This is a genomic window from Myxococcales bacterium, from assembly GCA_016712525.1.
In the GTDB taxonomy this organism is placed as follows: domain Bacteria; phylum Myxococcota_A; class Polyangia; order Polyangiales; family Polyangiaceae; genus JAAFHV01.
In genome coordinates this window covers 2,840,808-2,860,203 of record JADJQX010000007.1, presented here as the reverse complement: position 1 = coordinate 2,860,203, position 19,396 = coordinate 2,840,808, and the positions used below count along the sequence as shown (strand labels likewise).

The window sequence follows — 19,396 nt, the reverse complement described above, 5'->3', positions numbered from 1 at the left end:
CTCGCTCATTGTGCGACTAGTTCCGGCGAACCGGTCCGACGATCATGCGGGCGCGACCCATCTCGAGGGTCCTCGCGCCATCGTTTCCGGCAGGGCGAACGTCGCCGCCGGTGGTGACGGTCACGCGCGCGAACGCGAGACCGAGGGCGAGATCGAACCCGGGCGGCGGCTGCGTGAGCGTCGGGTTCGAGAACTCGGCGAAGACGCGCCCCTGCATGAGGCTCTTGCCCGGGAGCCCGAGGCTCTTGTCCGTGAGGAGCGGGCGGCCGGCGTAGGTGCGCTCGAAGTCTTCTTGGTTGAAGCGGACGCACGCGCGCGACAGGTTCGAGGGGGTCGTGTAGGTCGGGACCGACACGCAGTCGTGGGTGGGGGGGAACGGGCCCGTCGCGGCGCCGAGCAACCTCGAGCTCACGATGAAGTCGGCGTTCGTCGCGTTCACGTAGCTCGCCGTGGCGGCCATCGCGTACTCCGACAGGTAGTGGGCCTGCGCGGCCTGGCGCACGTAACCGCTCGATCGCACCTCGGCCGCCGACCCGCTGATGGCGTAGACGCCCATGAGCGCGAGGAGCGCGAGGGTGGAGGCGACGATGAACACCACGGCGCCCCGCGACCGCCGGCGACGGCGCGCCCGCTCGACCATGGGTCCGCGAATTCGTGAGTGATTTCGCATTAGTATCCCATCCTTGCCTGGTTCACGAGCGCGACCTCGCCCTGCGTGACACGGGCGCGGGCGAAGAGCGGGTTCGCGGGGTGCACGCGGTATCGGTAGAGAAAGTCGCTCCCGGGAGGAGGCGGCAGGGCGGTGTCACGGTCCGCCATGGCCGTGCGGGTCGCGAGGCGGTAGCGCACCGAGCGGATGCGGTGCGGGCCGATGGTTCCCCGAACGGCGGCCGCGGCGGCCACGGTCAGGTCGCGGTTCGCGTACTCGTTGCGGTCGGCGATGGCCGAGCCGAACCCGAGGACTTTCATCTTGGTGACCGACGTGTCGAGCTGCGTCGGATCGTCCACCGTGAAGCCGAGCTTCAGGTCGACGGCGTACTCGGCGACGACCTCCGCGCTGTCGTTGAGGATCGTGCCGCTGGCGTCGATCCACGCGCGATAAAGGTCGAACTTCGCGGCCGAGAGGGCGGCGTTCGCGTTGTTCTCGTAGAGGGCGCGCGCCGCCGCCGAGTGGATGCCACCCGTGAGAACTCGCCCCACGAACCAGTAGGCGCCCTGGATGGGCGACACGCTGATCGTCTCGAAGCCGTCGACCCCACCGAACTGCGAGCCCGTCTCCATGGAGGTGAGCGTGGCGTTGGCGTTCTGGAGGTACACGTACGCGGTGACGCCGTCCCACGTGACCGGGTTCGCGGCGCAGGTGGTCGCGTAGTGGTAGTAGCCCTTCGTGTCGGTCACTCGGGCGTAGAACGTCGACCCGGCGATGGGCACGAACACCTGCGTGAGCGCCGCCTGAGCCTGCGCGGCCGGCAAGAAGACGCCCGCGGGGTCGCGCAAGATGCGGAGGAGGGACGGGTCGTCGAGGTTCAGGCGAACGGCCTTGCCGCCGCACCCGCCGGGCGCGCTCGGGTCGACGCTCCCGAAGTACTCGTCGCCGCTCGTGAGGTTGCCGTAGATGGCGAACGAGTCGGGGTTGAGCGGAGGGTTCTGCACCCCCGAGAGCGTCGTGAGATCGCCGGGGACGGGCGCGCCGCCGGTGAGGCCGAGGCCCGTCGGCGGGACGAGGCTGCCCCCGGTGACGATGCGGATGCCCGAGAGCTGCTGGAGGTTCGCGTTGCCCTTGGCCGCGTTGCCCGCGGGCGTGCGCGAGGCGCGCGGATCGGCGACGATGTTGCCCGTCGTCATGAGCCCGGCGCGCGAGATGTCGGCGCGGAGGCGCTGGCCCGCGAGGCGGATGCTCGTCTCGGCGGCGTTGGCGCGGACCTCGTCGTAGAATTGGTTGGCCACGCTCTTCGAGAGCGAGACCACCGCGAGGGCGACGATGAGCCCGGCCACGAGCGACACGAGCAGCTCGATGAGCGTGAAGCCGCGGCTCCGGGGCCGCGCGCGCCGCGCCGAGGACGACGTTCGGAGGGGCGTCATGTGGGGTTCGACCTCAGCATGGTCGTAAAGTGGATCGAACGGAAACCATTGGGGAAACCGGCAGGGACCGTCGGGTCGCCGGTGCCGGCGGTGCAGCCGATGCGGCCGCCCGAGGCCATGTAGAGCACACGCACTTCGGCGCGCATCAAGCCGGCCTGGAAGTTGACCGCGCCGAGGTTCTGCGAGACGACCCACTGGAGGCGGTACTGCACGCAGAACGAGCCTTCGGTCGCGACCTCTCCCATCTGCAGGGGGCGCCCCACGAGGTCGTACGCGGGCGAGCCGCGGTCGAGGAGCGTCGTGGCATCACCCGGGAGCGCGGCGGTCACCCACGGGGTGTCGGCGCCCGCGTCGGACGTGCCCGCAGGCCCATCGACGACGACGCCGAGGAGCTTCGTGGCGGTGGCGTGGTTCGAGACCGCCGAGTTCTGGGAGCTCGGGAGCGTCCACGCGAGCGAGTCCTGGCGGAGGCGCTCGATCCACTCGGCGCCCACGGCCGTGGCCACGTCGTTGCGACGCGCGTCGGACGAGCCGACGATCGACGCACGCTGGAGGCTCAGCACGCCCGCCGTGCCGACGGCGAACAGGGTGAGCGCGACGAGCACCTCGATGGCGGTGTAGCCGCGCGACCTCGAACGGTGAGACATGCGGTGGAGCTTCATCGGGAGAAGATGCGCGGAGCGCTGCCAGGGGTGATGACGACGCTACGAACGAGGCCCGCCGGGGTCGCTCCGTCGAAGCGCTGGATGTTGATCATGACCGGCGAGAGCAAAGGCTGGGAGGCCGGGAGCCCGCCCGCGCTGCTCGCGATGTACGCGCGGCCCGTGGGCGTGTAGCAGACCCACATCTCGCCGCCGACGCCCGCCGTGCCGGCCTCGACGCCGGTGATGGTGGTGACGCGGATGTTGTAGTCGATGAGGCGCTCGTCGTTCGCGAACACGAGGGTCTCGTTCACGGGGCTCACCATGGGCGCCACCACGGTGCTGGTCGGCGTGGTCGCGGCCACGTTCATGGCGAACGCCCCCGCCGTGCGGCACGAGCTCACCGGCACGCGCGTGGGACCTGCCGGAGCCACCGCGGGGATCTCGCGCACGCCCTGCTGGACCGCGAACTTGCCCGGCAGCGTGCCCAACGTGCCCGCGCCGTTCGTCGAGAACACGATCGCGTGCGCCGACCCGGTGGCGAGGGCTCGTGATCGCCCGCCCTGAACGAGCTCCGCCACGCGTTGCGCGGCCTGGTAGACGGCGAGGTCCTTCGTGTTGCCGAGCAGGCCCGGCAGCGCGATGACGGCCAAGATGGCGATGATCACCACCACGACCATCAGCTCGATGAGCGTGAGGCCTCGCTCGGAGCGGCGAGAACGGCGGCGGTTCGGGAAGAGCGGTTGCACCGTTGGAAGCGTAGCAAGGGCCGTACCTGGAGCGCACCTTCCCAGCACCACATTTTTACGATGTAGGCAGCCTGCCTACCCCGCAAGGAGGTCAATCCCGGGGATTGTCTATGAAATATGTGCGTGGTCCCCGTCGCGGACCACCGAAATCGGCGAAGGGGCCGCCCGTGGTTTTTTCCGGTCTCGGGGTCTTCGGCTAAAGGGGGCGCATGATCGCACGACGCGCCATGCTTCCCGGTCTCACTCTCGCCTTCGCGGCCTCCCTCTCGCTCGCGTGCTCGAAGGACCCGCCCAAGGGCGACGCTCCCCCGCAGCTCCCCTCGGCGACCCCGCTCGAGTCGGGGTCGGCTTCGCCCGCGGCGTCGGCGTGCACGTCCGGCGGCGGCGAGGTCAAAGACCCCGTGACTGCCGCGTTCTTCCCGCGCACCGAAGGCTCGTACTGCGTCGATCCCCAGGGCGAGACGCGCACCTACGGCGAGAAGGGCAAGTACTCGATGGACGAGGTCTGCACGACCGCGTTCGACGGCGAGTGCGAGGTGTACAAGCGCTATGGCCTGAAGCGCGTCGTCTCGTTCCGGTACGTCGACGGGGGCGGAAAGGGCGCCACGGTCGACGTGGTGCTCTCGCAGTTCGCGGACGTGGCGGGCGCGTTCGGTCTCTACACGATGCGCCTCGTCGCGGGAGATCCCGCCGATCCGTCGACCCCGCGTGTGCTCGAGGTCGCCCCGAAGGGCGCGCAGACCGGCGGCGCGGGCGCCATCGGCACGGGTCGCGCCTACGTGTGGCGAGGCAACGCCCTCGTGGAGCTCCAGTACAACAACGATCGCGAGACCCCGGCGCAGCTCAAGGCCTCGAGCGACGCGGCCCTCTCCGCCATCGGCAAGGCGATCGCCGCGAAGCTCCCCGAGGAGGCCGGCAAGCCCCCGAGCGCGCGCCTCCTGCCCGCCGCGGACCTCATCCCGAACGGCGTGCAGTTCTTCCCGAAGGAGCCGTTCGGTTGGAAGAACGTCGGCGCGACGGCCGTCGGCTTCTACAAAAACGGGGACAAGCGCTGGCGCACGATCGCCATGGCGCCCGGCGACGAAGCCCAGGCCAAAGACATCCTCAAGACCTTGAAGGGTCGCCCTGGCTCGATCCCCGTGTCGGGCGTCGGCGACGAGGCCGTGCACGTCGTGAATCCGGGTGAGGGTGGCGGCCCCAAGATCGAGGTGCTCGTCGCGAGGAAGGGCTCCGCGCTCGTCGGCGTGGGAGACGAGGAGTACCTGCTCAAGGCCGCGGGCGCCGACAAACAGCAGGGCGCGCGCGTCACGAAAGAAGACGCCATCGCCAAGGTGAAGGCCGTCATCGACGCGGTCCCGGCGGTCGCTCCGTCGGCGGCACCTTCGGCCTCGGCCAAAAAGTAGCCTTCAGGTCTTCGTGCCACGACCTTTGGGAGCCCCCGACGGCGAGCTCTTGGTCGAGGCGCGGAGGAAACAGGCATCTTCCACACGAAGGCGCACACGCAGCGCCTTCGTGCCCTCGACGAAGCGGCGCGTGACCGGATCGTGGTACCCGCTCGCGTCGGGGAGGGTCGCGTCGTGCGCGCGCAAGTACGACGTGATCCGGGCCGTAGCGAGATCACGAACCCACTTTCCGACGAGCGACGCGAGGCCCACGAGCAGGTGCGAGGCGTCCGCGTCCTGGGCGAACGAGAGCTCCCCGAGCGGGCCGAAATCGTACGTGCTCGCGCGCGGTGCTTCGGCCACCGTCTCGAACGGGTACGCCGCGAGGCGCCTGAATTTTTCGCCATAGAACGTGTACCCGCCGACGCGCCCGAGCGTCGCCAGGACGGGCTCACGCGTGGCCTCGTGTGCGTCCAAGACGAGATCTTCCATGGCCTCGAGGTCGACCTGGAAACGCGAGATACCGCGCGCGGCCGCCTCGTTGAGGCGCCGGTTGCACACGACGACGGTGCGCACCGCCATGAGCTCGAGGCCCTTCTTGGCGAGGGCGTCGATGTCCTTCGTGCACGTGCGCACGAGGTCCTCGTCGGCTTGGAACCGGTCGCCGTCGCGAAAACAGAGGTCCCTGTGGGCGCGCGGGCAGGGGGCCCGGAGCTCGTCGGGCGAGCGCACCGAGAGGCTACGGAAGAGCTCTTCGGGAGACGCGGGATCCTCTCCGGCGCGTCGGGCGAGCGCGCGGGCCCACGCCTCGCCGAGCGCGCTCTCTCCGAAGGCCACGAGCCCCTTCGAGTCCCCGAGGCGGGTTTTTCGGGCCCCGCGTGCCTTTTTGGCCGCGAACGCCGCGCCGCTCTCGGTGGCGCGCGCGCGGGCCGCGGTGACGACGAGGGGGCCGAGCAGGGGCCCGAGGCCGTTCTCGTCGACGCCGAGGAGCGTCCGTTTGCCGTCCGCGGGCGGGGCGCGCCGAGAAACCTCATGGTTGCCGGTAGATACACGCGCGAAAAGAGGGCCGTTGACGAGCTTTCCGGACATGCTTACCGTCTTGCGCCCCCGAATGGCGGGGCGATCTCCTCGCGAGGCACCCCTTGGAGAGGGGCCACGAGGCGCGAATCATCGAAAGGGAACCGTTCGGCAATGAACAAGCAACAGCTCAAGAAGTTCAAGACCCTGCTCGAGGAAAAGCGCGACGAGATCGTGAAGAAGGCGAAGCAGACCCTCGAGGAGGACATGTCGCTCGACTCGAACGACCTCCCCGACGAGATGGACCTCGCCTCGAGCGAGTACCTCCAGAGCTTCACGTTCCGCCTCCGTGGCCGCGAGAAGGTCTTCCTCGACAAAATCGAGAAGGCCCTCCGCAAGGTCGAAGAAGGCTCCTTCGGCACGTGCGAGTCGTGCGAAGAAGAGATCGGCGTGAAGCGCCTCGAGGCGCGCCCCGAGACGACGCTCTGCATCCGCTGCAAAGAAGACCAGGAGCGCCAGGAGAAAGACTACTCCTGACCGCAGCGCGCGGTTCGTGACACGTCGAAAGAGCCCCGCTGGCCACGCGCCTCGGGGCTCGTGTCGTTCGAGCTTCGTGCTCGCGCTATCGCCGGTCCAAGCGGCGACCGCGTCTCCCGCACCGCGAGCCGCGCCACGCCTCGTGCTCGCGTGCGACCGGGGTACCTGCGGGTACCTCGGGGGGTACCCTGGGGTACCTCCCGGGTACCCTCGGGTACCCCCCCACGTACCGCGCGATTCCCCCCACGGTACCCGCGGGTTCCCGCCTACGTACCCGGAGGCTCTCCGGAGGTATCGTCTCATTCCCACGGAAGCACACGAGGGTACTGCCCGAGCATGGGGAGGTACCCTCGCGGTGCGGCCGAACGCGCCGTCGACTACGGAGCGGTCATTCCGACGCTTGTTTCTTCCGCTTCAACGTCGCCTTCGCTTTGCGCGCCCCGGCGCCGTAGTGCGTCGTCACCGGGCTGAGGGCGGTGCGGATCTTCTTGTCGACCTGGGCCGCCGTGCTGGCGATGCGGTACGCCGGCACCGACACCTGACGCGCGCGATCCCCGAGGACGAGCACCGCGTCCGAGAGGCGATCGGCGATCTCTTGCGCTCGGCTCACGAGCGGCACCAACGCCTCGCGGCGCGCGATGTTGTCGCGCGTGGGCTTCGTCTCGACGGCGCCGTCGTCGTTCCCCGCGTCTTGGTCCGCGATGGCGACGAAGTGCATGGGGAAGCCGTCCATCACGTTGCACAACGCGACGATGGCGTCGGCCTCGCCATCACGGAGCCGGCCGAGGCTCGTCGAGCGTTCCTGCGGGGTGAGCTGCGGCAGCCTCGACGTGAGCTGCTCGACCTGATCGAACGCCTTCGTCACGCCTACGAGCGCCTTCTGGAGCTCGGTCACGGCGGCGTCGAGCAACGCGCCCCCCGCCGTCGTCTTCTTCGATGCCTTCTTTTTTGCGGCCATGCCTTCCTCCCGTCTCTCCACGAACGCTCTCGATTTGAGGCGCCCGGTGTTGCCCCCTTAACAGCCTGTTGATTTTCTCCCGTCGACCGCTCGCCGCCGCATCCCGACCGCCTTCGTTGCAATCCTGCGGTGCGTGCTCACCTACAGAAGTAGGTTCCGCGCGCTCCTCGGATCGCGCCTTGGCGTTCGGGCGCGGACGTCGAACGGCCTCGGTCCGAAAAATCAACAGGCTGTTAAGGGTGGCCGAAGGGTTCACGAGGTGTGGTGGAAATGCAAGCGCGGGAGTTGGGGGCGTGCCGAACGGGCTCGCGGAGGGGGCTCGCGCGCGGCCGTGGGAAGGCGTTGCACACACCGAAGCGCCCTCCCAGATCGAGGCGCGCGTCAGCGAATCGGCACGTCGCCCCAGACGCACACGAATTTGCCGTCGTTTTCGCGAAGTCCGCATGCGTCCCTGGCGCTCCACGTCGCGAAGCGTTCGGTGCTCGAGTAGCGGGTGCCGTCCCAATCGACGTACAAGACAGTATGGTCGTCCCGCCGAATGGCGTACGACGCCATGCTTATGTCGCTCGAGTCGAAGCCGAAATCTCGAACCTGGTCGGGGAAGGGCTCGCGCGGCCCGGGCCCCGAGCTTGAGTCCCGTGGGTAACAAACGACCCTATGGTCCGCCGCACGGATGGCGCAGACGTACCCGGTGGAGTCGCCCGACGCAAGGGCGAGCTTCATCTCGACGGTGTCGGGAATCGGCTCGGCAATCACACCCGGTAGCCCCCAGCATTGGACCTTGTTGTCGCGAGTGCGAACCCCGCATGCCGACCTCCACTCCAAGGGGCGCACGGATGCGAGAGCCCCCATGGGCACCGGCGGGGCAGTCGAGTCGAGCGGGGACTCCCAGCAAACGGGGTGCCCGTCGCTCGCGCGTATGGCGCAGAAATCCGTCGTGTCCGTATATGCCCCAACGGGCAACGCCTGAGCTACTGCGTATGCCGCATTTGCCGCCACCCACCGGAGCCTACCTGTCGAAGCTTCGATCGCGACGAAACGATTGACCCACCCGGCAATCTTGACGTGCCTATCGCCAGGCAAATCGCGGAAGAACGCGACCGAGCCTGTGCATTCGAGCTGACCGTCGGCCTTCCGTATCCCGCAGGCCGAGATGTGGCTTCCCACTGTCGCGGTGTACGAGCCCTCGAGCTCGTCGACTGCCTCGACCCCCATATAGCCTCCCAAGCGCCAACATCGAATGCGGCCGTCTGGGGCCAAAGCGCATGAGCTGTCTTCTATTCGGTTATTGACGCCCGACAAGCCTTGGTACACAGTGCCCGACCGACTTAGCTCCCCTCCGGGATAGACGACGACTCCGTCGCCCTTTCGGATTCCCTGAAGCCTATAACCAACAAAGCGAGCTTCTCGAACGGGAGTCGCCGGGTCGAACCTCGGCGCGACAGGATCTGAGCACCTTAGTAGAGAGGTCGCGGACTCGATCGCGCATAGTAACTCGGTCGAACTGTACGCGTACATGATGACCGAAGCAAACGGGCCGCCCGGGAACGAGAGCGGCTTTCCCCATGGGGGCGCATTCGACAACAGGAAGCAGTCGATTCCTCCGTCTCTCGTGCGAACCCCGCAGACGTTCGCCTCTCCGACACTTACACTGGAATACGCCTCCGACGATGTTGGCCCACTTAGGGGCGCTCCCAAGTAGTCGGAGCATACGATAGAGCCGTCGCTCTCGCGGAGGCCGCACACGGCGGTCGGGCCTGCGGCGAGCTGTGCTACGGGGGTCGAGAGCACCAGCTGGGCTGGAGCCCCGGCAGTCGGCCCCCAGCAGTCGACCGTGTGGTCGACCATGCGGCGAGCACACGCCATTTTGCCCTGAGCTCCGACCAGCCTGTCGTACTTCGTTGTCGTCGGTTCTATGTACGTGTACTTGTACGCCCAACACATTAACCGATTTTCGTGCGTGATGCCGCAGAATGTCTGGGACAGTCCGGCGGACTCGACTTGCTTCCATCGCGTGGCCGAGGCGGTCGCCGAAGCGGATGCGGCGGGCTCCACCCAGTCGCTCGCGGTGCGGGCGCGGAAGTGCCGTACCGTCGTGGGCGCCGTGCGGTCGTACCACGAGAGGCCGGTCACCCCGGGGAGGTCGGTGAAGCCGGTCGGCGTCGTGTCCGACGAGCGCTGCCATTGAATGTCGACCTCGTTCGCGATTCCCGCCCCACGCACCCCCGTGACCGAGGGAGACGACGCGCCCACCGTGGCCCCGGCGAGCGCCCGCACCCGGTAGCTCGCCGACGCGGGCGGCGTCAGCGTGGGCAGCGCCATGAAGCTGAGGCGCACCGTGGACGTCGGCGCGTGTCCCTCGGCCATGGGGGCGCCGAATGCGGCCTTCGCGCGCGGCGCGTCCACGTCCAAGAGCTCTCGCGCTTCGAGCCCGAGCTTGAACACCTTGCCGTCGCCACGCGTCACCTCGTACCCCGTGACGACGCCCGTGCGACTGCCCTTCTTCCCCTCGGAGGGCCGGGCCTCTTCTGCCCCGTACACGGCCACCACTGCGTACGTGGAGACCGCGGGCACGCCGCTCGTCGCCGTCGGGGTCCACGTGACCTTGATGCCGGCGCGATCGTTCCCCTGGCTCGCCTCCGCCTTCGGCGCGAGCAACGAAGCCGCGGGCGCCGCCTTGTCCTCGTACGAGGTCACCCCCGCCGCCACGCGCCCCACCTCGACGCCATCCCGCAGCACACGGTAACCGCTCACCGACGCGCTCGGAGCCTCCCACGTCACACGAACGGCGTCCGCAAGGTCGTTCGTGGCCGACACCATGGTGACGGGGCGAAGGTCCACGGGCATAACGACGGCGCCCGCGTCCGGGCTTGGGCTCGGGGCGACCTCGCCTCCGCACGCGAGGAGAAGGAGGCAGAATAGCGGAAGGCGTGCGAGCTTGGGGCGAAACAGGTTCATGGGAGCCTTCCGAATGGGGGCGGGTGTCTTTGGGGGGGCGGGAGGGGTGTCGGCGCGTTTCGGGGGCCTTGAGGGCCAGGTAGGCCGGGATCACTTGACACCAGGCCTACCCCGGAAATGTTCTCGCCTCGACTAGCATTTTATGAATGTGGGCCACATCGTCCTCTCGCGGAAACGTAGACTGCCGCAGAAAGTGCTCGAGTATCGGGACCGCTTCGCTTCGTCTGGAACTGAAGTAGCATTCCAACACAACCCACAGACCCACTGCGTCAACAGGCCACGAACTCCAGCGCTCGACCAGGGCAAGTGCCTCGTCAAATCTCTTGTTCCACAACAGGTAAATAGCAAGATCTTGCTGGGCGTCGTCGGGCTCCATAGTCACCACGCACACTCACTTAGTAAGGGTTCTTCATACATCCGTCGACACAGGCCTTTTCCTCTGGACTTTTCGGCGGCGCCGGTACACACGAGGGAGGGGTCTCAGGGTGTTTGCCAGTGCATACGTTGTTGCAGCAAATCATCCTTTGCATGCCCATGGTGAACCTGGCGCACGGGGACGGGTTGGGTGCGGGGTCGCGAAATCCGCCACCGCCGCCACCAGGTGGTACGGCTGCACCTTGCCCGGGTCCAGCGTCGCCATCGCCCCCGCCCGGGCCAGAGCCACCGCCGCCACTCCCACCGGTTCCTCCATCGGGTGCGGAACGATCGCCGTCTCCGACGCACAGATGGTAAAGCGTGGGGGAAGACGAAAACATCATCGAGCAGAAGATGATCCGGAGTACGGACGGGCTTCTTCCGTCCAAGTCCACCCGGTTGACCGGATCCCCCCCAGCATACTCGAAGAAATTCTCCCCACCCCCAAAGCGCGCCTCGTCCTTGCTCAACCACCTTCCGGTCCTCGCGTCGTACTCGCGTGCCCCGAAGCGCACGAGACCCGTCTTCTCATCGTAGATACCCCCCGCGAACCCGAAGGGCACCCTCGAGAAGGTGCTCGCTACGCTGTCGTCCTCCACTTCGCCCCAGGGGCCGTGGCGCATCGTTTGAATCGCCTTTCCGTCCGAGACTCGTACCACCGCCCTCAAGCTCCCCAGGTGATCGCCGTAGATGCGATACTGCGCCTCGGCGCCACTTACCTTCTCCAGCATGAGCACCGGCAGGTGGCGCTCGGGCACGTAACCGTACACACGGTAGCGCACGGGGCTCGCGTAGACCACCTCCGCCACGATGCGGAGCTGACCGTCGTACATCCACTGCCGCTCGAGGGTGCCATTCACGCGCTTCCCCACGCGCCGGCCCTTCGCGTCCACGTCGTACGTGATCGTACCCGGCGTAGTGCCGGCAACCCCGAGCAGGCTGCCTTCACCGTCCCACGTGTAGGTGTGCGTGGTGCCGCCTACGATGCGCGTCGCCACGTTGCCGTGCGCGTCGTACGTGTAGAACGTGTAGTCCGGCTGCCCGGGCGCGCCCACTTGCGTCGCGCGGTCTTGCTCGTCGACCACCGTCACGTTTCGGTTCCCTCGCGCGTCGTAGGTGTACACCCTCGGCGCCGACGGGATCTCCGTCGCCGACTCGAGCCGCCCCGCCGCGTCGTACGTGTACGACCACGTCTCGTTCGACATGTTCGGCATCGCAGGCTCCAGCACCGGGAACGCGTAGGCCTCGATCTTCTGCACCACTCGCCCCGCCGCGTCGTACGTGAGGCCAATCTGCCCCATGCCCGCGCCGCCCCACTTGCCTCGTATTTCCGTCGGCGCTCCCCATCCGTCGTACGTCACTTCCTCCCGGAGGATGGTCGGGGTCCCGATGTCCGCCGACATCAGGAATCCGCCTGTCGCGCTCCGCGTCAGCATCAGACTATTCGCGTTCGACGCGCCCGTACGCCTCAGGGACGTCACCAGGTCGTCCTTGTCGTACCCGTAGGTGAGCTTCTCCTCGTTGGAGCCTTCCGTGAGCTTCAGCTCCGCGAGGCGAAGGCTCGTGTCGTACGTGCGCGAGAGCGTCACCGGCGTCGCGGTCGTCGAGACCTTCTGCGTCTCCGCCGAGAGCAGGCTCCCATCGTACGTGCGCGAGAGGGTCATCCCGCTGCTGGTCACGTTGGCGCTCGTCTCGTGCCCGTTCGCGTACGTGAACGCCAAGGTCCGTGTTGGCGGTGTGCCCCACTGGACGCCCGTCACTCGACCAAGGCCGTCTCGGGTCACCGTCTTGTTGTACCTTGCATCGGTCGACGTCACGTTCGCCAGGAGCTCGTCTTGGTCGTACGTGTACTCCGTCGTGCGCGGCGTCGCTCCGGCCGCGGGCGCCGTGTACGACGCCAACGGACCTGCGTCCGAGTACCCGAACCCGTGCGACATCCCACCCGGCGGGATCACCGACACCGCGTTCCCCTCGCCGTCGTACGTCGTCTGCAACACGCGGCTCCCGGGCATCGTGAGCTGGGTCACGCGGCCCACCGCGTCACGGAGGTCGAACGTCGTCACCCCCGTCGGCTTCGTGATGCTCTGAAGCTCCCCGGCCGCGTCGTACGCGTACTCCGTCACACGCGTCCCCACGGTCACGCGCAAGATCTTCCCCGCCGCCAACCCGCTCGGCACGTATTCGTACACCACGGGGAAGAGCTGCGGGTTGCCCCCACTCGCCGGCCCGACCTGCACCGCCGTGGGCCGCTCTTTGGCGGGGTCCATCAGCGTCGTCGTCTCGCGCTGCTCCGCGCTCGTCCGCGTCTCCTTCGCGTTCGATGCGTTGTACTCGCGGGTCGTCGTCGCCATGTCCGACTGGCGCACCGTCGTCTCGGTGAACGAGCCGTTCGGCTGTTTCACCATGGAGTGCGTCGACACCAGCGTCTTCGTGGGGCTCGCCTTCACCGTGGTGCGCGTGCTCACCTTGCCCATCACCCCGTACTCGGGGTCGGGCTCTTGCTCCACGGTCTGCACTCGCCCATCCGGGTAGCTCACGACCTCTTTCATGTCGGCGTAGCTGTCCTGCGTCGTCACCTCTTGCGCACCGGGCATGCCATGTTTCACCGTGAGCCGCTCGAGGAGCTGCGGCGCCGTCTCCGTCGGTCCACGCGAGAGCTCCCACACTTTCACGCGCCCTTGCGCGGTGCGATGCACGACCGTGCCGGTGCCGTTCGCGAACGAGCCCTCGAGCGTCTGCCCTCCCTCGGGCGGGCTGTCGGGGCCACGGTCCCGGGACAGGCGCCCCTGCGCGTCGTACACGAAGTCGTGCGCCTTTCCGCGCCGATCCACGTAGTGCGTCAGGAGGCCTCCCTCGTCGTGCGTCACGTCGATGACCGCCGCGTCGGGCCCTGTCACCGTGTCGAGGTAGCCGTTCGTCAGGGCGAGGGTGGTCACCTTGCCGTCGGGCGCTTGGATCGTCACGGTGTCCCCGGCACGCGTGATGGTCGTCGTTCGGCCTTCGGCGTCGGTCACGCTCGAGAGGAGGCCGTCGGTGTACCCCAAGGTCTCGAGGGTGATCCCGCGTTCCCGCGACTTGGTGGAGATGTGCCTGCCTGCGCCGTCGAGGACGTGGACGACGCTTCCGAGGGGCACCGAGTACGGGGTTCGGTCCGTGATTCGCTCGATGAACACGGAGCCCATGCGCCGACGAGCGAGCGCGTAGAGATCGCCGCTTGGCGCAAACGCGATAGGGCTTGCGTTCTGGTGAATCGACAAGAGCGTGTTCGCCGACCATGCGTCGGGACCGCTGTTGAGGTCGTTCTGCGACGAGGCTGCCATCGTGGTGCTATTCATCCATCCGGCAAGCTCTCGAACATATCCGTCGGGGCTCACCCGGCGCACCTGGTGGATGTTCGGCTCCGAGTAGACAAGCCCGTCCTCGGACCATGCAAGGAGGCCCGACCCATAGTAGCGCGTCGCCGTCGCAGAGGCACCACCTCGCACGGCTCCCCCGAGCGCTCCGAGCACGCGCTCGATACGACCGGACGGTCGCAGGGCGCGCACCCAAGCGCCGTTCCCACCCGCCTCGGATAGGTAGATGTCGCCTTCCGGGCTCACGGCCATACCCCCGGTTGGGGCAAGGCAGGTCCCCGTTGGGTGGAAAGTGGCAACACTCGGCGGGAAGCTGCACGCTGTCGTCCCTTGCCCGCCCACATGGACCAGCTTGTTGTCGGCGCCGAGCCGAGTGATCTCCCCGAGCTCGGCCAGCAAGACCGTCCCGTCCACGTCGAAGGCAAGGCCGGCTGCCGACCTGAGCCCAACGGTCGTAGCCAATGTCGGGGTCGAGATCACATGGTTGCGTGGTGCACCGTCTTCTCGTCCGGCGAGGCGCGTCGTCGTACCCCCGGGTTCGGGCGTGATGCGCAAGAGCCTCGTGCCGTTCTCGACTGCGTAGAGGCTACCGTCAGGCCCGAAGGCCATGGCGGAGACGTAGCCCAAGCACAGGCTATTGGAGGCGATGTCGACCTGCCCGGGGCCCCATGCCGCCGGGCACGGTCCCCCTCCCGCGATCGTCTGAAGGACGCCGGCCTCGAGCGCTCGAATGCGCCCGCTATCGTACCAGTAGAGCTTGCCAGCACCGGACACCGCGAGCGCCGCGTAGTTGGCTATCTGTGACCCGAGGGCTGGCGCGCCATCGGTGTTGCTCCCGCTCCCATTCCCGGCCACCAGGGCGGCGCTGTTCCCCACTGCAACGCGGCGTCCTTCCCCCGTCAGGTAGACGCGACGTGCCTCGTCTCGCATGCCCTGCGGCGAGAACATCCAGCCCCCGAAACCGAGCTTGGCCGCGTCTCGCCCTCCGAGCACGATTTCGCGGTAGTTCTCAAGATAAATTTCCCGCCTTTCACGGTTGCCGTTCAACGTTCCCGATGGAAACTGGCCAAACGAAGCCGTCGTTCCCAAGACGCCGGCATAGACGTTCTTGACCTTCACGGTAGCGATCGCGGAGCCATCCAGCGTCGAGCCGAAAGCGTCCTTCCCGTCCCACGTCCATTCCAACGTGTCCCAGAGGTCGTACGGTGGCGTTCGCGAGATAAGGTGCCGCTGGCCGGCCACCTCGATCTCGACGTCGATTCGGGTAGGCTGGGCGACGGGAAGACTGCCTTCCGTGAGGGGGATGCGCACCGTCCGATTCGCCTTCGAAGCGCGGTCGGAGCGGTAGTGGAGCGAGTACGGCGTGCCGGCGATCGGAATATCTTCGCCGAGCACCCGGTTCACGCACTCGAGGATCGAGCCCTTGCACTCCGGGGCGTCGGGCTTCGGTCCGTCGTCGTTCTTGGACATGGGCGGCGGCGACGCGTCCGCTGGCGGCGTGAATCCCCAGTTGTAGTCCCACATGGAGAAGTGCGGCAGGGTGACGCGCCACAAGGACTTGGGGGTAGATGGCGCGTACTTGGTGGCGAGAGCCTGCCGCTCGGCCGTGGACAAGTTCGCTCCGAGGACCGTGGCGAGGCCCCCGGCATAGCCCGTGATCTGCACGACGACGCCATTTTGCTCGGCGACCCACGCCGATTTCGCGCGGTCGTAGTACCCGACCGGCACCACCGTCCCCGTGGTCAAGCCCAAGAAATTGTCGACGTACATCACGGGCACGTTCGGCGCGTTCCAGACGATGTCGGTCCCTTCGGGCACGCCGTCCACCGACACGTCGACCGCGTAGGTGTAGCCGCTCGCCGGAGGCAACGTCGCCGGCATGGCGCGGGGGCCGCTCCGGAAGCCCGTGACCTCGGTGATGCGCAAGTCGAACGTGCTACCTGGAAGATTTTGGCCCGTTGCGTTCGGCGGGAAGAAGACGGTGGCGGTGCGCTTCGCGTTCCCGTCGTTCTGGCCGAGGCCACCTCCATGCTCGGCGCCGCTCGCGAACGTGTAGGCCGTCGGGCTGATGGTCACCGTGTGCGCGGGCTCGCGCGCCACGAGGGCCACGTCATCGAGCACGGTGTAGCGGTTCCACTTCGTGCGCACCTGGCGCTCCGCCGTGATGTAGCCGGGCGCCGAGAACGTGACCACCAGATCTCCGCCGCCCTCCACGGCGAGGGCCCACGCCCCATCGGCCGCGAGCGAGGCCGTCGAGCCCCAGCCCGCATGCCCCTTGACCGCCACGGTCACCGGCGTGCTGGTCGCCACGCCGCCCGTGTCGAGCGCACGCACGTAGCCGCGGAGCACGGCGCGACGCTGCGGGTCGAGCACGACCCCGGTCTGTCCGCCTTGCTGCGTGAGAAACTCGGTCGTCTCGGCGAACGTCGTCGGGAGGCCCGTGGGAGCGGGCGGAGCGGGGTTCTCGACCCCGCAGCCGGGCGTTCGTGTGGTAACGAGGCCACGGGCCGAATCGCACGTCGTGGTCGTGCAGGGATCGCTCGATTGAAGAGAGGCGAGACCTGCCGTGGCAACCTTGCATTCCCCCCCGCGGCACACCCTCGGCCCGTTCGGCCCGGAGCCACATAGGTCGCCGCCGCAGGCCGTGCCATCCGGAGCGGGGAGTCCGATGCACGATGCCGCAGTGACCCCGGCGCCGTTGCAGCGGGCAGAGACTTGGCACGAACCCGCCGGGCTAGCGCAGATCGATCCCGAGGGCTTCGTCGCCACCGCACCCGTCGCCGGATCGCACGTACCGCATGGTTCGTTGACCGGGTTGGTCGTCTGCGAGCACACTCCGTTCACCCCACACGTGCTCACCCCGTTGCACGCGTTGCCGTCGTCGTTGCAGACCGCTGCCGGCGGCTTCGCGACGTTCGTGCAGCGGTTCGCCACGCACGCGTCGTCGGTGCAGGGGTTGCCGTCGTCGCACTCGGCGGGCGTCGTGCACGTGTCGGGGGTGAGCACCTCGACCGACGTCGTGCTGTACCCCGTGCTCGTCACGCCACCCGCGACGATCACCCGATCGTCCGAGAGCGCCGTGGCCGTGTGTGCGTACCGCGCGGTGCCCATGGCGGGGCCCGCGAAGGCGACCTCGGGGCGCTCGTAGAGCGTGACCGAGCCGAGCACGGTGCTGCCCGCGTAGCCTCCCGTCACGATGGGCCCCGTCGACCGTACGGCGACCTTGCCCCACACGCGCCCCGAGGGCATGACCGGACGCGCCGTCCACGAGGAGGTACCCGGCACGGGCGCGGTGGACACTTTGTCGACGGCCCCGCTGCCGTTCTCTCCGCCCGCGACCAGCACCGAGGCGCCGGCCGAGAACGCGGCCGCGGCTGCCTTGGAGCGCGCCACGGGCATGGCCGCGTGGCTCGCGAGCACGTTCGAGCCCCACACGTAGCGATCGACGTTCGAGAGGTACGTGGTGGCCCCTCCCGTGTACTGCTCGCCGCCGAAGAAGTAGATGCCGTCGCTCCCGACGACCGACGAATGCCAGCCGCGTGTCGACGCGAAGGCCGGCGTGCTCGCGTAAAAATTGCCCGGCCGGTAGTACGCCGCCGTCACGGCCGTCGAGTAGAGCGTTCCGAACGCCGAGACGTACCCGCCGCCGATGTACACCCAGTCGCCCGCGAACACGTCGACCGTGTTGCCCGCGACCGGCGCCGCGAGCGGGGCCTTCGTCGTCCAGGTGCCGCCCGCGTAAATCTCGACGGAGCCCGTTGGCGCGCCGACCCCGTCGAGCCCGCCCGCGACGATGACGGCGCCATCCGAGAACGCGCTCGCCCCGTGCGTGTAGCGCGCCGTGGCCATGCTTCCGGTCGCCACCCACACCCCGGAGGTCGCGTCGTACACCTCGGCCGACGACTGCACCACGTACCCCGGGGAGCTGAGCCCCCCGGCGACAAGAATGTTGTCGCCGCCCGGCAGCTTGGTGGCCGTGTGCCACGCGCGCGGCACGCTCATGCTCGTGGTCGAGGACCACACCGGGTCGAGCGCGGCGGGGTATTTCACGCCGGCCGAACGCCACGAGAGCGCGACCCGGCACGACGGGGCCGCGGGTGCGGGATGCGGCTTCCCACGCGGAGGCTCGGCGCTCGATTCGACGGTGCACCCGGTGACGGTCACGTCGACCGGGACCGTCTGGCAGTCGTCGTCGACGAGGGAGGGAGGCGCCATGCGAAGCCGCGGCACGCCCCCCGCGTCGAGCAGCTCCACCGTGTTCTCTACCTTCCGCACGGCGGCCACGCCCTTCGTGAGCGTGACGTCGTACGCGATGCTGCCGCCCGGCGGAGGACGGGTGAGGAGCAGCCAGTCTTCGGCGCCGTCTTCGCGGGGGCGCACCACCACGTCGCCCGCGTCGTGCCCGCCCGGGTACACCACGAGCCCGTCCGACGCCTGCGCCGCGACGGACTTCGCGCCTCGAAGCGCGACGCCGATCTGCATGGCTCCGTCGGGCGAGGTGAGCGTGCTCGAACCGTTCGCGCGCGCGCCGACCTCGATCGTGGCGACGCGGCCCTGGTGCTCCGGTTTCGTCGGGACGGGGATGGCGGTTCCGACCACACGCGGGGGTGCGCCGCTGCCCGCCGGGACGACGCGCTTCGGATCTTTGAGGGCCTGCGGTGCACCCGACGCGCCGAAGAGCATGCGCTCGACGCCCGCGGGAAACGACGCCGAGCACGTCTTGGTGAGGCGGTTGCCCATGCCCGAAGGCAACGCGGTCGGCGCGACCACGGCGAGCTCCACGCTCGCGACCTCCACGGGCGTGCCTTGGTCCAAGCCGCCCGAGGCACACGCCACGAGCACCACCGCACCCAAAAGAGCTTTGACGAGCTTCGACATCGCGTTCTCCGAACGAAGGGCGCACGTTCCCCGCGCGCCTCCTCCGAGCGAGGGGCGCCGACGAACCAACGATCCTGACGACAAAACGGCGCCGCCCGAGCCTCACGCGGCTCGACGGCACGACCTACGACGCATCTCCCTCGGCCGTGGAGCGCCCGTGCTCCGCGACCTGCCACGCCGCCCGAGATCCCAAAGCCTCGGCGCGCGCTGGCGTGCCGGTGATCTGACATCTCGCCCGGCGCACGGGCAAGGAATTTTTGAGCGTCCGGTGTAGATCGCGTGCAGTCGTGCCACAGGACATCCTCCGGTGGGTAGGTGTCACCGGATTTCTGCCAAAACGGCACGGTGGACAGGATCCATGCGCGGGTCGTGTGCCATGCGTGGCCTTTCGGTGAGCGTGCGGCGTCTTGGGATGTGCGGGCGCTGT

The 19,396-nt window shown here is 68.4% G+C and carries 10 protein-coding genes; 2 read left to right on the top strand and 8 right to left on the bottom strand.

What is annotated here, in order from left to right; translation table 11 throughout:
- Window positions 1-16 precede the first annotated feature (16 nt).
- The 4 genes from IPK71_29100 to IPK71_29085 all read right to left on the bottom strand — a co-directional run bounded on the left by IPK71_29100 (window position 17) and on the right by IPK71_29085 (window position 3,472).
- Window positions 17-598, bottom strand: coding sequence for a hypothetical protein (locus IPK71_29100; protein MBK8217804.1), 582 nt, complete (start codon window positions 596-598; stop codon window positions 17-19).
- A 71-nt stretch (window positions 599-669) separates the two neighbouring features.
- On the bottom strand, window positions 670-2,082 hold the full coding sequence (locus tag IPK71_29095; protein ID MBK8217803.1) for a type II secretion system protein: 1,413 nt from the start codon (window positions 2,080-2,082) through the stop codon (window positions 670-672).
- Window positions 2,079-2,729, bottom strand: a complete 651-nt coding sequence (locus tag IPK71_29090) for a prepilin-type N-terminal cleavage/methylation domain-containing protein (GenBank protein MBK8217802.1) — start codon at window positions 2,727-2,729, stop codon at window positions 2,079-2,081. The genes IPK71_29095 and IPK71_29090 overlap by 4 nt, the downstream gene beginning before the upstream one ends.
- 11 nt (window positions 2,730-2,740) lie before the next feature.
- Window positions 2,741-3,472 (bottom strand): prepilin-type N-terminal cleavage/methylation domain-containing protein, encoded by a 732-nt coding sequence (locus IPK71_29085; GenBank protein ID MBK8217801.1) that lies wholly within the window; start codon window positions 3,470-3,472, stop codon window positions 2,741-2,743.
- A gap of 209 nt (window positions 3,473-3,681) precedes the next feature.
- Here IPK71_29085 and IPK71_29080 point away from each other — a divergent pair, with 209 nt between their 5' ends.
- Window positions 3,682-4,875 carry a hypothetical protein gene (locus IPK71_29080; protein ID MBK8217800.1) on the top strand — a complete coding sequence of 398 codons (1,194 nt, stop codon included), beginning with the start codon at window positions 3,682-3,684 and terminating at the stop codon, window positions 4,873-4,875.
- Window positions 4,876-4,878: 3 nt separating this feature from the next.
- Here the strand turns inward: IPK71_29080 and IPK71_29075 are convergent, their stop codons facing one another.
- Window positions 4,879-5,943 (bottom strand): hypothetical protein, encoded by a 1,065-nt coding sequence (locus IPK71_29075; protein ID MBK8217799.1) that lies wholly within the window; start codon window positions 5,941-5,943, stop codon window positions 4,879-4,881.
- A gap of 102 nt (window positions 5,944-6,045) precedes the next feature.
- Here IPK71_29075 and IPK71_29070 point away from each other — a divergent pair, with 102 nt between their 5' ends.
- On the top strand, window positions 6,046-6,408 hold the full coding sequence (locus IPK71_29070; GenBank protein MBK8217798.1) for a TraR/DksA C4-type zinc finger protein: 363 nt from the start codon (window positions 6,046-6,048) through the stop codon (window positions 6,406-6,408).
- A gap of 388 nt (window positions 6,409-6,796) precedes the next feature.
- Here the strand turns inward: IPK71_29070 and IPK71_29065 are convergent, their stop codons facing one another.
- The 3 genes from IPK71_29065 to IPK71_29055 all read right to left on the bottom strand — a co-directional run bounded on the left by IPK71_29065 (window position 6,797) and on the right by IPK71_29055 (window position 18,969).
- Window positions 6,797-7,366 carry a hypothetical protein gene (locus IPK71_29065; GenBank protein MBK8217797.1) on the bottom strand — a complete coding sequence of 190 codons (570 nt, stop codon included), beginning with the start codon at window positions 7,364-7,366 and terminating at the stop codon, window positions 6,797-6,799.
- Window positions 7,367-7,747: 381 nt separating this feature from the next.
- Window positions 7,748-10,324, bottom strand: coding sequence for a hypothetical protein (locus tag IPK71_29060; protein MBK8217796.1), 2,577 nt, complete (start codon window positions 10,322-10,324; stop codon window positions 7,748-7,750).
- A gap of 395 nt (window positions 10,325-10,719) precedes the next feature.
- The gene (locus IPK71_29055; GenBank protein MBK8217795.1) at window positions 10,720-18,969 is read right to left on the bottom strand and encodes a hypothetical protein; all 8,250 of its coding nucleotides are present in this window, start codon (window positions 18,967-18,969) and stop codon (window positions 10,720-10,722) included.
- Window positions 18,970-19,396: the final 427 nt, after the last annotated feature.